The sequence below is a fragment of the Saccharopolyspora elongata genome, assembly GCF_004348985.1.
GTDB lineage: Bacteria > Actinomycetota > Actinomycetes > Mycobacteriales > Pseudonocardiaceae > Saccharopolyspora > Saccharopolyspora elongata.
The window spans coordinates 1-13,648 of sequence record NZ_SMKW01000142.1; the positions used below are offsets into that span (position 1 = coordinate 1).

The following is a 13,648-nucleotide window of genomic DNA, read 5'->3' on the forward strand; positions in this document are numbered from 1 at the left end:
GATCAACGACACGGTCGTGCGGACGCTGACACTGGACCGCAGCGTCCGCTACCAACGACTCACAACCAACAAACTGTCCACGACGTCGTGAGACAGATCTGTCCGTGAGGTCCTGAGACAGGACAGGCTGCTATGACGGCCACAGCCACTCACGACCCCTGTGCGTTCGGGACCTGGCCTGATGTCGCAGATCAGGATGGAAAAGGCTCAATGGAAATTGCGGACCACCGTCATCGCTCGCGCCGAGCCGCCTCGGATGCGACCAAGCCCAAGGCTTCTACATCGGCAGACCGACGCCCGCCGACCAACTCCCCGAAAACTACCGGCCGTCGTGACCGGCACACCAGCCCGACCATCGAAGGACTTCGCGTTGGAGCCACTTCACGAGCCCTGGGCAACCCGCCGCACCGCTTCGAGAAAAGTCCACTAGGGACGAATACCTCCCGCACCGCCGCCAGTGGCGGTTTCGCGCGAAACCGGCGTTCCGCGTGAGGGCCAGTGACGGTTTCGCGCGAAACCGGCGCTCCCCGTGCTCCAAGCGGCCACATCTCGCACGTGCCCGCACCGGTCGGGAGCCCCTCCGGTTCGGGTCAGCGCGGTCGCGGCAGGTGCTTCGCGATGAACAGGCCTTCGGCCGACACGCAGACCTCGCCTCGGGCCGTGATCGCGCCCGTCGTGCGGATCTTGCGCCCGTCGACCGCGACCTGCTCGCCGGTGACGGTCAGCGGCTCGAACAACGGGGTCGGTCGGTGGTAGCGCAGCGTGAGCTCGGCCGTCATCCCCGACTGCCCCGCCCAGTGGTTCGCCACGCCGAGGGTGTGGTCGAGCAAGAGCGCCGAAATCCCGCCGTGCACGTGCCCGGGCGGCCCCTGGTACGGCAGGCCCAGCGCCACCTCCCCCTCCACCGAGCCGTCGTCCTTCCCGGTCAGGTGCAGCGGCGGCGCGATCGCGTTCTCGGGGCCGGTCACGGGGTCGTGGCGGGTAATGCCCTCCCCCGACCACATGTCCACCATCCGCTGGTCCATCGCGGGCGCGTGCTCGTCGAGGTGGTCCGCCACGGCGTTGAGCCGGTCCGCGACCTCCTTCATCTCCGCCGCCGACCCGTCCCCGGCGTGCAGCAGCGACGCGATCACCCGGCGGGCCGCCGACACCGCGGCGTCGACGCCCTCGTTGTGGGGCGTGGCGGTCAGCTCCAGCGGCTGTTCCCGGGCGGCGGTCACGACGCCACCTCCGCGGTGGCGTGGGTCAGCACCGGCGCGTCGTCGCGCTCGGGGCACGTCGAGCGCAGCACCAGCCGCCCGCCGTCGCGCCACACCGCGGTCCGGATGGTCTCCCCCGGCAGCAGCGTGCCGGCGAATCGCACCTCGAACGCGCGCAGCCGGGCGGCGTCGCCGTCGAGCAGCCCGTCGACGATCGCCTTGGCGACCAGCCCGTAGGAGGCCAGGCCGTGCAGGATGGGCCGGTCGAAACCGGCCGCCCGGGCGAAGCCCGGGTCGGCGTGGAGCGGATTCATGTCGCCGTTGAGCCGGTAGATCAGCGCCTGGGCGGGCGTCGTGGGCGATTCCAGCACGACATCCGGTTCGCGCTCCGGCAGTGCGGCCGCGACGTCCGGCCCCGGTTCCCCACCGAATCCGCCCTCGCCGCGCGCCCAGATCTGCATGGTCGTCGTCCACAGCGCCGTGCCGTCGCCGTCTGCGGCGGTCGATTCGAGCACGATCACCGCCGCCTTTCCCTTGTCCCACACGTCCGCGACGCGGCTGGTGACGGTTGCCGTGCCGGACGCGGGCGGCGGCCGGTGCACGCGGAGCGCCTGGCCCGCGTGCAGGATCTTGCGGAGGTCGATGTCGATCCCGGGCAGCGCCAGGCCCGGCGTGGCGCGGTCGCCCGCGGAGATTCCCTGCCCCGCCACCATCGCGAAGGTCGGCAGCACCTGGAGGCCGCCCTCGTAGGTGTAGGGCAGCTCCGGCTCGGTGTCGGCGCGGGCGCCGGCGCCGAGCGAGAGGTGGTAGAGCAGCACGTCCCGCCGCGTCCACGAGATCTCGCGGGTCGCGGGCCGGGCGTTCAGCGCCTCGTCGAGGTCGATGGCCATTCTTGCGTTTCTCCTGTGTGCGTCAATGCCTGTCTTGATCCCAGTTTTCGGTCTTTGTCCTTGAAGCGGCGCCAGCCGCTTAGCCCACCCTCGCAACTCGCACCGCCGCGGGTTCTCAGACGTCTTCTCGCGAGGACAGCCCCGATGCCGCGTATTTGGTCATACGTAAGTCGGGGATCCCACAGCGAGAAGGCGTCTGAGGTTCCGCCACCTGCACCGCCAAGCAGAACGAGTTCGGAGACAGGCAGTCAGGTCAGGACTTGGGGCGGGGTTCTGGGTCGCGCGGGAGCCCCAGCAGCCGCTCGCCGACGATGTTGAGCTGGACCTCGGTGGTGCCGCCCGCGATCGACAGGCACCGGGTGTTGAGGAACTTCCAGGTCGCGCCGGGGGAATCCGCGGACGGCCGCTGGCCGTTGAGCAGCGCCGCGGGCCCCTGCCACTCCATCGCGGTTTCCCACACCTGCTGGATGTGCTCCACGCCGAGGAGCTTGGCGATGGACGACTCCGATCCCGGCTGCTGCCCGCTCAGCGAGCGGATCGTCTGGCGGAGACCGAGCAACGCGCCCGCCTGGGCGTCGGAGAGGATCTGCCCCAGCACCGCGAGGCGGTGGTCGTCGGCTTGCGCGGCCGCCAGTTCGAGCAGCGCTTCGCCGCCCGAGCCCAGCGACGAGTCGTGCGAGAGCGCGACGCGCTCGTTGGCCAGGGTGGTGCGGGCCAGCTTCCAGCCGTCGCCTGGTTCGGCGACCAGCATGTCGTCGGGCACGAAGACGTCGTCCAGGAACACCTCGTTGAACAGGGCATCGCCGGTCAGCTCGCGCAGCGGCCTGATGGTGATGCCCGGGGCGTCCATGTTCAGCAGGAAGTACGACAGTCCCTTGTGCTTGGCCGCGTCCGGGTCGGTCCGGGCGAGGAGGATGCCGTAGTGCGCCTCGCAGGCCATCGAGGTCCACACCTTCTGGCCGTTGATCTTCCAGCCGCCCTCGACCTTCTCCGCCCTGGTGGACAGGCCGGCCAGGTCGGATCCCGCGCCCGGCTCGGAGAACAGCTGGCACCAGGTGATGTCCCCGCGGAGCGTCGCCGGGAGGAACCGGCGCTGCTGCTCCTCGTCGCCGTGCTGGATCAGGGTCGGCACCACCCAGTTCCCGATCACCATGTCGTGGGCGCGCACCTGCGCGGCCCGCATCTCCTCCGCGATGGTGAGCTGTTCGACGGCGTCGGCGCCCCGGCCCCACGGCTTCGGCAGGTGCGGCGCGGTGTAGCCGTGCTCGGCGAGGTAGGCGATGCGCTCCTCGCCCTGCAGGGCGGCCGCCTCGGCGAGCTCCGCGCGCACCACCGCCCGGATCTCCTCCGCCTCCGGCGGCAGGTCCACCGAAACCGCGCGGCGGGTGCCGTCCAGCGCCAGTCGCGCCACCCGCTGGTGCCAGTGGCCGGTCGCTCCCAGGAGCAGCCGCGACGTCTGCGCGCGTCGCAGGTAGAGACCCGCGTCGTGCTCCCAGGTGAACCCGATGCCGCCGAGCACCTGGATGCAGTCCTTCGCGGTGCTGAACCCGGCCTCGATGCCGGTGGCTCCCGCGACGGCGACGGCCAGCTCCAGCTCGTCGGCGGCGTCCTGCGCGTCTTGCGCGCGGGCGGCGTCCCAGGCGCAGGCCCGGGCGGCCTCGGTGCGGGCGAGCATGCGGGCGCAGCGGTGCTTGACGCCCTGGAACTGCCCGATCGGCCGGCCGAACTGCTCCCGCACCCGGGCGTACTCGGCGGCGGTCGTGGTGCACCAGTCGGCGATGCCGCACGCCTCCGCCGCGAAGAGCGTGGCGGCGAGGTCGTGCGGCCGGTGCGACGCGACGTCGAGGACGTCCCCGGCGGGCACCTGCACGCGGGAGACCGCGACCTCGGCGAGCCGCCTGGTGAGGTCGTGGCTGGGCACCTCGGCGACCTCGGCCGCGGAGCCGGGCAGCACCACCCACGCCTGCTCCCCCTCCAGCGCGACGCGGAGGACGAGCACCTCCGCGAGGTGCGCGCCGAGCACCGGCTTGGCGGTCCCGGAGACGAGGAGGCCGCCGTCCGCGGTGCGCTCGGCGGTGAACCCGTCGCAGAGGGCGAGCGCGCCGGTCGCCGTTCCGTCCACGAGCCCCGAGAGGTGCGCTTGGTGCCCCGCCTCGCGCAGCACCGCGCTGGTGAGCACGGTCGGCAGGAAGGGACCGGGCGCCATGCAGCGGCCGAGTTCTTCGAGGACGACCGCGAGTTCGAGCAGCCCGTAACCGGCGCCGCCGACGGCCTCCGGCAGGTGCAGCCCGAGCAGGCCCTGCTCGGCCAGCTGCTTCCAGAAGGGCGGCAGCTGCTCCGCGTCGGCATCGACCGCCGCGCGCACCTCGGTCTCGGTGATGTGGCGGCCGGCGAAGGCCCGCACGGAGTCCCGCAGGTCTCGGTGCTCCTCGCTCAACCCCAGAGTTCCTCGTGTCATCTCAGATCCGTTCGACGATGGTGGCCGTGGCGTGCGCGCCGCCGGCGCACATGGTGATCAGCGCCGTGGAGCGGTCGCTGCGTTCGAGTTCGTGGACGGCCTGGGTGATCAGCCGGGCGCCCGTGGAGCCGACGGCGTGCCCGAGCGCGATCGCGCCGCCGTTGACGTTGACCTTGTCCATGTCGGCCCGGTGCACCTGCGCCCACGACAGCACGACGGACGCGAAGGCCTCGTTGATCTCCACCAGGTCGATGTCACCGAGCGCCATGCCCGCCTTCTCCAGCACGTGCGCCGTGGCGTGCACGGGGCCGTCGAGGTGGTAGTACGGGTCGGAGCCCACCATCCCGGAGGCGACGATCCGGGCCCGCGGCCGCAGGCCCTCCGCCTCGGCCCGCTCCCGGCTCATCAGCAGCACGGCCGCCGCCCCGTCGCTGATCTGCGAGGAGTTGCCCGCGGTGTGGATGCCGTCGGTGATCACCGGCTTGAGCTTGGCGAGGCCCTCGGCCGTGGTCTCGCGCAGCCCCTGGTCCCGGGTCACCAGGGCGGTTTCGCCGGTGGGGCCGTCCTCGGTCAGGACCGGCGCGTCGACGGGGATGATCTGGCCGTCGAAGCGCCCCTCGGACCAGGCGACCGCCGCCTTCTGCTGGGAGGCCGCGCCGAGCGCGTCGGCGTCGGCGCGGGTGATGCCGCGGTTGCGGGCGATCCGCTCGGCGGCGGTGAACTGGTCGGGCATGTCGATCGACCAGGAGTCCGGCACCGGGATGCCGGTGCCCGGCGCCAGGGCCGCGCCGAGGAAGACACGGCTCATCGCCTCGACGCCGCAGGCGATCCCGATGTCGACGGCGCCGCCGGTGATCAGCCCGGCGACCAGGTGCAAGGCCTGCTGGGACGAGCCGCAGGCGCAGTCGATGCTGGTGCACGCGGTGGTGTGGGGCAGGCCGGCGTGCAGCCAGGCGTTCCGGGTGACGTTGTTGGACTGCTCCCCCACCTGCGTCACGCAGCCGCCGACGACCTGGCCGACCTTCGCCGGGTCCAGGCCGGCCCGGTCGAGCACGCCCCGCTGGGCGAGGCCGAGGAGTTCGGCGGGATGCAGCCCGGACAGGGCTCCGTAGCGCTTGCCGACCGGCGTGCGACCGGCCTCGACGATGACGGCCTCGGGCATCTGGCTTCTCCATCCGCATGCGGGACGACGCGCCCCACATCACTAGAATTCGTTATCTACCCGCATTGAAACACCCACACAACGAGTGAGAGCTGCTTCAGGTTCGCTCAGTGGGACTGGGTCGCGCCCGATAGAAGAATGAATACTAGTTTTCGGCCCGAGACCGGGCACGGACGTGCCGGGACCGTCGGATGCAGGACGAGGAGCACGCAATGAGCGACAGCACGCTGGAGGGCCGCACCGCGGTCGTGACCGGCGCCGGCGCAGGGCTCGGGCGCGCGGAAGCGCTCGCGCTCGCGGCCCAGGGGGCCAACGTGGTCGTGAACGACATGGGCCCGGCCGCCGAGGACGTCGTGAACGAGATCAAGTCCGCGGGCGGCGACGCGGTGGCGGTGACCGGCGACGTGGGCGACTGGTGCACCGGTGACCGGCTGGTCGAGGCGGCCGTGGACACCTTCGGCGGCCTGGACGTCGTGGTGAACAACGCGGGCGTCCTGCGGGACACGATGATCTTCAACCTCACCGAGCGCGACTGGGACGACGTCATCCACGTCCACCTCAAGGGCCACGCGGCCGTCTCGCGCGCCGCGGCGGTGCACTGGCGAAACGCCAGCAAGGCGGCGGACGGGCCCGTCTACGGCCGCATCGTGAACACCACGTCGGAGGCGTTCCTGTTCGGCGCCGCGGGTCAGCCGAACTACTCGGCGGCGAAGGCCGGCATCACCGCGCTGACCCTGTCGAGCGCGCAGGGGTTGTCGCGGTACGGGGTTCGCACCAACGCGATCTGCCCGCGGGCGCGGACCGGGATGACGGCCCACGTGTTCAGCGACGACCCGACCGGGGGCCGCCTGGACATCCTGGCGCCGGAGCGGGTGGGCGCGTTCGTGGCCTACCTGGCCTCGCCGGCGGCGGACGAGATCAACGGCCAGGTCTTCGTGGTCTACGGCGACATGGTCGCGCTGCTGGCCGCGCCCACGGTGGAGCGGAAGTTCACGGCGGCGGCGGGCGCCTTCAGCGTCGCGGAGCTCGACGACCAGCTCACGCCGTACTTCGCGGGCCGGAGCCCGTACCAGACCTACGCGGCCTACAGCGTCGCGGAGCTGGACACCACGGGAGTGCAGAACATCGCACCCCAGAAGAAGTAACCGCCACCGCACTGAGGAACCCCCAACCCCACCAGGCTCCCAACCGGGTTGGGGGTTCCGCAATTTCCATTGAAATCGAAGGTTCGATTTCAATGGAAATTGCGGAAAACGAGGTCGGGACCTCGGCATCGGCCGGGCGAGGTGCGGGGAGGGACGAGCGGGAGGGGTCAGTCGTCCAGGGCGGTGGGTTCCGGTGCGTTCGAGCGGGCCGCCAGGAGGAGGCCGCAGGCGAGCCGGATCTCCACCTCGACGTCCGCCATGGAGATCCGGCCGTTGAGCGCCGAGCTCAGCATTCCGTACCAGCACTCGATGACGAGGCTCACGAGGCGGACGTCGCGGGCCGTCGGGCTCTCGAGGCCGAGCATCCGGAACACCGCCTCGTTCATCATCTTGTCGATGCGGATCGCTTCGTTCACCGTCGCCGCGTTGGCCTGGACGTTGGACTGCATCATCGCGCTGGCCAGCAACGGCTTGCTCAGCAGCTGACGGGTGGACCGCAGCAGCAGTTCGCGCACCGCGTCCACCGGGTCCTGATCCGAGCGCGGCGGCCGCGCCAGCTTGTCCAGCTGCTCCACCTGCTCCGCCATGACGGCGGTGAACAGGTGCGTCTTCGAGGGGAAGTAGCGGTAGAGCGTGGCGATCGCGACGCCTGCTTCCTTGGCCACGTCGTGCATCTGCACGCGGTCGAGCCCTCGCTCGGCCGCGAGGCCTGCGGCGGCGCGCAGGATCCGGCGCTGGCGCGCCTTCTGCTCCTGCGAGCTCGGCTCCGCGGCCGGCCGGGCCTCGGCGATTCTCGGCACGTGTCCCCCCTCGGTTGATCCGCATCGACATCTGATTGTGCGGGTTCGCCTCGTGGCCGTCTCCGCCAACGTACCGCTCACCGGGACGGGCAGGCCCCGTGCCACGGGCTTCCGCCTTGCCCGGGGCCTGCCGGCGATCGGATCGGCGAGGAGGACGCGACCACTCTCGCCGAGGCGAGCGCCGAGCGGCGGGAGGCGTTCGTGGCGCATGCTCCCGCGCTGGTCTCCCTGCCGGAGGAAGACCATCGAGTTCGCCGCTCGTTCGTCCTGAGCGAGCGGCTCGGAGGCAGGCGGTCAGACCAGCGTGTCCTCGACGGGGAGGCTGAACGCGCCCATGCCGTACAGCACCAGGGCGCGCTGCGGGTCGTTGGCGACGTGCGTGCTGCCCGCGTGCGCGTCGCGCCAGGCCCGTTCGATGGGGTTCCCCCGGCGCAGCGAGTTCCCGCCCGCGCTCTGGAACAGCAGGTCGATCGCCGCCAACGCGCGCTCGGTGGCGCGCACCTGGTCCCGGCGGGCGCGCAGCCGCAGCTCCATCGGGATCTCCGCGTCCCGGACCGCGTGGTCGTAGAGGTCGGTCATGTTGCGGTCCAGCTGCAGCACCGCCGCGTCGATCTCGGACGACGCTCGCGCCACGGCCACCTGCGCGCCCTGATCCTCCACGAACCGGCCGCCACCGAGGCTCAGCCGCACCCGGTCGCGCATGGCCGACACGTAGGTTTCGTAGCAGCCCGACACGACTCCCACGACGGGCGCGGCGACGGCGGTCGTGAACACCGCGCCGAACGGCAGCGCGAACAGCGGGCCCGGGTTCACCTCCCGGCCGGGGGCGCGCAGCTGCGACACGTCGTAGTTGCGGACGATTCGGTGCGCAGGCACGAACGCCTTGTCCACGACGATGTCGTTGCTGCCGGTGCCGCGCAGCCCCACCGGATCCCACACGTCCAGCACCTGGAAGTCCGCGCGCGGCACCAGGACGCTGAGGAAGTCGACCGGCCGTCCCTCGTCGCCGACGACCAGCCCGCCGAGCAGCGCCCAGCTCGCGTGGTCGCATCCGGACGCGAAGCCCCACCGGCCGCTGAGCAGGTAGCCGCCCTCGACCGCGGTCAGGCGGCCGATGGGCGCGTACGACGAGCAGATCAGCGCGTCCGGTCCGCGCGCCCAGACCTCGTCCTGGGCCTCGCCGGGAAACAGGCCGACGTGCCAGGGATGCACGCCGAGGATCGAGAGCACCCAGCCGCTGGAACCGCACACTGTGGACACTTCCCGGACCACCTCGTAGAAGCGCACGGGATCGCTTTCCAGGCCGCCGTAGCGCTTCGGCTGCAGCATCCGGAACGCGCCGGCCGACACCAGGTCGGCCACCGTCTCCGCCGGCAGCCGCCGGTCCTCCTCCGCGGCCCGGGTCCGCTCCGCGATCGCCGGCAGGAGGTCGCGGACCCGCTCCAGCACCTCGTCGGTCATGCTCGTCCTCCCGTTGCGGCGTCGGGTTTCCCATCGTGCGGCCTGCCATCGGCAGCGGTCTCCGGAAGGTACCGGTGAGTGGGATCACCGGCGGTTCCGGCGGCCGCCGCCACCTACCTTCGCGGTGACCTACTGCTCACGGGAAGGGATGACGAGCATGACCGCTGTGGAGGAGGTCCGGCAGATCGAGGTGGACGACGCTCCCACCCGGTTCGCTCGCGGCTGGCACTGCCTCGGGCTCGCCAAGGACTTCAAGGACGGCAAGCCGCACACGGTGCAGGCGTTCGGCCAGAAGCTGGTGGTCTGGGCCGATTCCCACGGCGAGCTGAACGTGCTCGACGCGTACTGCCGGCACATGGGCGGCGACCTGTCGCAGGGCTCGGTCAAGGGCGACGAGATCGCCTGCCCGTTCCACGACTGGCGGTGGGGCGGCGACGGCAAGTGCAAGAGCATCCCCTACGCGCGCCGGGTTCCGCTGCGCGCGCGGACGGCGGCGTGGCCGACCCTGGAGCAGGACGACCTGTTCTTCGTGTGGAACGACCCCGAGGGCAATCCGCCGCCCGCCGACGTGACCATCCCGCGCATCGAAGGCGCCACCAGCGACGAGTGGACCGACTGGCAGTGGTATTCGGTCACCATCGAGAACGCGCACTGCCGCGAGATCGTGGACAACGTGGTGGACATGGCGCACTTCTTCTACGTCCACTACTCGTTCCCGACGTACTTCAAGAACATCTTCGAGGGCCACACCGCGACCCAGGTCCAGAACGGCGTCGGGCGGGAGGACGCCCGCCCGCAGGAGTCCGGCAGCGGCGCGCCCCGCATGCTCGGCAACACGTCGGTGGCCGCCTACCACGGCCCGTCGTTCATGATCGACGACCTGACGTACCACTACAGCGACGGCGATGTCGAGTCGGTGCTGATCAACTGCCACTACCCGGTCACCGCGAACTCCTTCGTGCTGCAGTACGGGATCATCGTCAAGCGCTCCGACCGGATGCGGGGCGAGGACGCGGACGAGATGGCCCGCAAGATGGGCGACTTCATCAAGATCGGCTTCGAGCAGGACGTGCAGATCTGGAAGACCAAGACCCGCATCGACAACCCGCTGCTGTGCGAGGAGGACGGCCCGGTCTACCAGCTTCGCCGGTGGTACGAGCAGTTCTACGTCGACGCGGCGGACGTGACGCCCGAGATGGTGGAGCGGTTCGAGTTCGAGATCGACACCACGAGGCCCAACGAGGCCTGGCGCCGCGAGGTCGAGGAGAACCTGGCCCGCAAGGCGCAGGCGATCTGATGGCGGTGCGCACAGACGGCCGGCTCGTCGATTCGCCCATGCAGCCCGTGCGGTGCGGCGCCTGCGGCGGCCGCGTCGAGGTCCGCAAGAGCAGCTGGGACCAGACCAGCATCCAGTGGCACGAAGACGCCGTCCGGGCCTGCGCGGAGCGCCGCGACGCGCAGCCGGGCTCCGGGCCGAACGGCCGGTTCTTCAGCGGCTGCAAGGCATTGCGGGATTCCGTGCGCGCAGCGGCGGCCCGCGGCGAGATCGCGATCCAGGCGGAGGACTGAGTGCTCGACACCACGAAGTACGGACCATGGGCGGTCATCGCCGGCGGATCCGAAGGCGTGGGCGCCTCGTTCGCCCACCTGCTCGCCGACGCCGGGATCAACCTGGTGCTGATCGCGCGGAAACCGGGGCCGCTGAAGGCCACCGCCGATGCGGTGCGCGCCAAGGGCGTGCAGGTGCACGCACTCGAGCTCGACCTGCTCGACCCGGGCGCGTTGCGGTCCGTCAGGGAGGCCACCGACGACCTCGACGTCGGCCTGCTGATCTTCAACGCGGGCGCCAACACCTACGGCCACGAGTTCGTCACGGGCGACCTCGACCGCGTGCGCGGCGTGATCGACCTGAACATCACCGCGCAGCTCGCGCTCACCCACCACTTCGGAGCGTTGCTGAAGGAGCGGGGCCGCGGCGGGGTGGTCCTGGTCGGCTCGATGGCGGGCTACCTGGGCCAGGCTCAGATCAGCGTCTACTCGGCGGTGAAGGCGTTCTCGCGGGTGTTCGCGGAGGGCCTGTGGCTCGAACTGCGGGAACACGGCGTGGACGTCCTGGAGCTGGTGCTCGGCGTGACCCGGACACCGGCGATGGAACGCGCCGGGCTCAACTTCGACATTCCGGGCTTGAACGTCGCAGAACCCGACGACGTGGCCCGGGAAGGCCTAGAACGGCTGCCGCACGGGCCGGTGTGGGTGGCGGGCGGCAACGCCGAGGCGGCGGAGAAGCGCAGCGGCCCCAACCGGGCGGAACTCGCACTCGGCGCCCACGAGGCGTCGAAACGCCTGCTGCCGCCCGAGACGAAGGCCTGACGCGGCACGGATCACCGCAGCCCGGGGCCGGCCGAGCACCTGGACCGCGGTTTCCCGCGTCGCTCTCGTCCCGTTCGCTCGGGCGAACTTCACGCAGTCATCGGTCGAATCGGCCAGCCTTGACAGCCCTTACAAAGACAGCGACGTCAGCACGCAGCACCGGCCCGTCACAATCCTTCGAGTCCCGGATCAAACCGGGCGGGCTGGATAACTCCACGCAGTGCGTTTCTTGGCCGCTGTAACTGCTCTTGCGCCACTGAGCTTGCTTGATCATCCGCTTGCCTCCAACTTTCGGACCACATCGAGGACGAAACGGAATTGCGGCGGACGAGCCCCCGAACGGGGTCGTGGGCGCAAAAGCGGGATAGAGCCCGGCTTAGCACTCACGACCACCCACTCACCGCTCGAAACGCCCAGCCTTGACAGCCCGCAGGAACACAGCGACGTCGACGTCCAGACGCGGCCCCTCCGGATCCTTCGAATCCCGGATCAGTCCGAGCGGGCTGGATAACTCGACGCACGTTTGCAGGTTTTGGCTCCGACTGGACTTCCGCCACACATACTGATCAGTCATTGAGGTCCTCCACGCTCTTGACCGCCTTGCGAAGCAGCATCATCGAGGCTTTCGAGCTCAAGGCGACCCGGGCTATCTGCTCCACGGCCTGCTCGTACACGGTTACGTCGTCGTACTCGTGCAGGAACAACCCGGACCGCCTGTTCTCCAAAGCCACCACGGGATCAAGTTTCTCCTGCTTGATAAGCAGAAAGCCACCCTCCAGAGAAGGGTTCCAGCCGCTTCTGTAGGGCACGACCCGCAAGTCGATGTTCGACCGCTCGCTCAAGTCGACGAGGTGCCGGAGCTGCTCGACCATCGTGTCGCGGTCGCCGACTACTTGCCGTAGCGCTCCCTCTCCCACCAGAGCAAGGAAACGAGCCGGTTCATTGCGGAGGATGACGTCCTTCCGACCGATCCTGATCGCAGCTCGCGTCGCGATCTCGCCAGCCGGAACACCACCGCCCGACATGATCGCCCGCACGTAGCCGCTGGTCTGCAACAACCCCGGGATCAGCAGCGGCGCGACCTCGATGATCTCCGAGGCGTTCTGCTCGTAATCGACCAGCGCAGCGAGTTGCTGCTTCTGGTCCGGCAACCGCGTAGCCACCCACTGCGGAGCGTCGGTGCCGTAGGCAAGGCTGACGATCTCCTCGTATTGCTCCCCAACGACACCCAACGCCGTAAGAATCTGGGCCACTTGCTCGGGTTTCGGAGTTCGCTCGCCTGTTTCCCAACGCGAGAGGACTCCCGGATCACGCCCTAGCGTTGATGCGAAGTCCCGCAGCTTCAGACCTCGATCCTCGCGAGCCTGCCGGAGCGCACCTCCGAGCGCCCGCCCTTTCGGAGTTCTGGCCATGTCTCGACTCCATGTGGTCGGCGCCGTGCAACGCGCACCGCGCTCCAAGCCTTCCGCCCAACATCACTCGTTGCGATCACGGTAACACATTGAGTAGTTGTCGCTGTTGTCAGATCATTTGACAACAAGCCGTTCATCGGGCGGACGGGCAACGTGGAGGTGGTTTCGTTGGTGTTGGAGGTTTGGCCTCGGTGGTTGCCTTCGCCTGGATTGCGGGCGTTGGACACGCATCTCGTGCTTCGGCCCGGCGGGACCGGTGCGTGCGGGGCCGAGGTGATGTGGGCCGCCGTCGGGCATCCGACCACGACCCGGCCGCGCTGCGCGGTTTGCGTGCGGCTCGCTAGAGCGCGCAAGAACGCCTCGAATCCAGCCCGATCCGGCGCAACAGCACGGCACTTGCGGAAGCAGCAGTGCATCAAGCGAGAACGATGATCTGACCACATCGGACGGTGACAGGCCGGGAGGCGTCATGTTCTGGTTGCAGCTGGGCACGCTCATCGCGTTCAACGTCGTCATCTTCGCGATGCTGTTCATCCCGGTGTCGAATCCGCAGCACGGCGATGCCGACGACGACGCCTACGGCGTTTGGCAGCTCATCCACGACATCGAGGCCGAACGCGAGGCCGAGTACACCGGCCGCCACCGCCTCCGCGCTCCACCTGAAGGCGACTCGTCCAGAGCCGCCTGACCCCTGACCGGATCGGCGCGCCCTCCCCGACCCCAGCGCGCCGCTCCTCCCGGTAGCCGGGCC

At 70.1% G+C, this 13,648-nt stretch carries 14 protein-coding genes; 5 read left to right on the forward strand and 9 right to left on the reverse strand.

Going from position 1 to position 13,648, the window contains the following annotated elements; all coding sequences use genetic code 11:
• Positions 1 to 590: 590 nt before the first annotated feature.
• The 4 genes from E1288_RS44325 to E1288_RS44340 all read right to left on the reverse strand — a co-directional run bounded on the left by E1288_RS44325 (position 591) and on the right by E1288_RS44340 (position 5,709).
• Complete coding sequence (locus E1288_RS44325; RefSeq protein ID WP_207954903.1) at positions 591 to 1,220, reverse strand: PaaI family thioesterase; 630 nt, start codon at positions 1,218 to 1,220, stop codon at positions 591 to 593.
• A complete protein-coding gene (locus tag E1288_RS44330) occupies positions 1,217 to 2,089 on the reverse strand; it encodes a MaoC/PaaZ C-terminal domain-containing protein (RefSeq protein ID WP_132495095.1) in 873 nt (290 codons plus the stop codon). The genes E1288_RS44325 and E1288_RS44330 overlap by 4 nt, the downstream gene beginning before the upstream one ends.
• A 253-nt stretch (positions 2,090 to 2,342) precedes the next feature.
• Positions 2,343 to 4,547 (reverse strand): acyl-CoA dehydrogenase, encoded by a 2,205-nt coding sequence (locus tag E1288_RS44335; RefSeq protein WP_132495097.1) that lies wholly within the window; start codon positions 4,545 to 4,547, stop codon positions 2,343 to 2,345.
• Position 4,548: 1 nt separating this feature from the next.
• Positions 4,549 to 5,709: a steroid 3-ketoacyl-CoA thiolase gene (locus E1288_RS44340; protein WP_132495099.1), complete on the reverse strand. Its 1,161-nt coding sequence runs from the start codon at positions 5,707 to 5,709 to the stop codon at positions 4,549 to 4,551.
• A 212-nt stretch (positions 5,710 to 5,921) separates the two neighbouring features.
• Here E1288_RS44340 and E1288_RS44345 point away from each other — a divergent pair, with 212 nt between their 5' ends.
• Positions 5,922 to 6,854 carry a 3-oxoacyl-ACP reductase gene (locus tag E1288_RS44345; protein WP_132495101.1) on the forward strand — a complete coding sequence of 311 codons (933 nt, stop codon included), beginning with the start codon at positions 5,922 to 5,924 and terminating at the stop codon, positions 6,852 to 6,854.
• Positions 6,855 to 7,021: 167 nt separating this feature from the next.
• Here the strand turns inward: E1288_RS44345 and E1288_RS44350 are convergent, their stop codons facing one another.
• Complete coding sequence (locus tag E1288_RS44350; RefSeq protein WP_207954904.1) at positions 7,022 to 7,654, reverse strand: TetR family transcriptional regulator; 633 nt, start codon at positions 7,652 to 7,654, stop codon at positions 7,022 to 7,024.
• A gap of 294 nt (positions 7,655 to 7,948) precedes the next feature.
• Positions 7,949 to 9,115 carry a 3-hydroxy-9,10-secoandrosta-1,3,5(10)-triene-9,17-dione monooxygenase oxygenase subunit gene (gene hsaA, locus E1288_RS44355; protein WP_132495103.1) on the reverse strand — a complete coding sequence of 389 codons (1,167 nt, stop codon included), beginning with the start codon at positions 9,113 to 9,115 and terminating at the stop codon, positions 7,949 to 7,951.
• Between the two features lie 148 nt (positions 9,116 to 9,263).
• On the opposite strand from hsaA, the gene E1288_RS44360 reads away from it, so the two are divergent.
• The 3 genes from E1288_RS44360 to E1288_RS44370 are packed head-to-tail and all read left to right on the forward strand — an operon-like array spanning position 9,264 to position 11,485.
• Positions 9,264 to 10,412: a Rieske 2Fe-2S domain-containing protein gene (locus E1288_RS44360; protein ID WP_132495105.1), complete on the forward strand. Its 1,149-nt coding sequence runs from the start codon at positions 9,264 to 9,266 to the stop codon at positions 10,410 to 10,412.
• Positions 10,412 to 10,684: a ferredoxin gene (locus E1288_RS44365; RefSeq protein ID WP_132495107.1), complete on the forward strand. Its 273-nt coding sequence runs from the start codon at positions 10,412 to 10,414 to the stop codon at positions 10,682 to 10,684. The genes E1288_RS44360 and E1288_RS44365 overlap by 1 nt, the downstream gene beginning before the upstream one ends.
• A complete protein-coding gene (locus tag E1288_RS44370; RefSeq protein ID WP_132495109.1) occupies positions 10,685 to 11,485 on the forward strand; it encodes an SDR family NAD(P)-dependent oxidoreductase in 801 nt (266 codons plus the stop codon).
• A gap of 97 nt (positions 11,486 to 11,582) precedes the next feature.
• On the opposite strand, the gene E1288_RS44375 is transcribed toward E1288_RS44370, so the two are convergent.
• From E1288_RS44375 to E1288_RS44385, 3 genes are all read right to left on the reverse strand, one after another.
• Positions 11,583 to 11,759 carry a DUF397 domain-containing protein gene (locus E1288_RS44375; RefSeq protein ID WP_207954905.1) on the reverse strand — a complete coding sequence of 59 codons (177 nt, stop codon included), beginning with the start codon at positions 11,757 to 11,759 and terminating at the stop codon, positions 11,583 to 11,585.
• Positions 11,760 to 11,882: 123 nt separating this feature from the next.
• Complete coding sequence (locus E1288_RS44380; protein ID WP_132495111.1) at positions 11,883 to 12,059, reverse strand: DUF397 domain-containing protein; 177 nt, start codon at positions 12,057 to 12,059, stop codon at positions 11,883 to 11,885.
• A complete protein-coding gene (locus tag E1288_RS44385; RefSeq protein WP_132495113.1) occupies positions 12,052 to 12,897 on the reverse strand; it encodes a helix-turn-helix domain-containing protein in 846 nt (281 codons plus the stop codon). The genes E1288_RS44380 and E1288_RS44385 overlap by 8 nt, the downstream gene beginning before the upstream one ends.
• A 469-nt stretch (positions 12,898 to 13,366) precedes the next feature.
• Between E1288_RS44385 and E1288_RS44390 the strand changes: the two genes are divergently transcribed.
• Positions 13,367 to 13,585, forward strand: coding sequence for a hypothetical protein (locus E1288_RS44390; protein ID WP_132495115.1), 219 nt, complete (start codon positions 13,367 to 13,369; stop codon positions 13,583 to 13,585).
• Positions 13,586 to 13,648 lie beyond the last annotated feature (63 nt).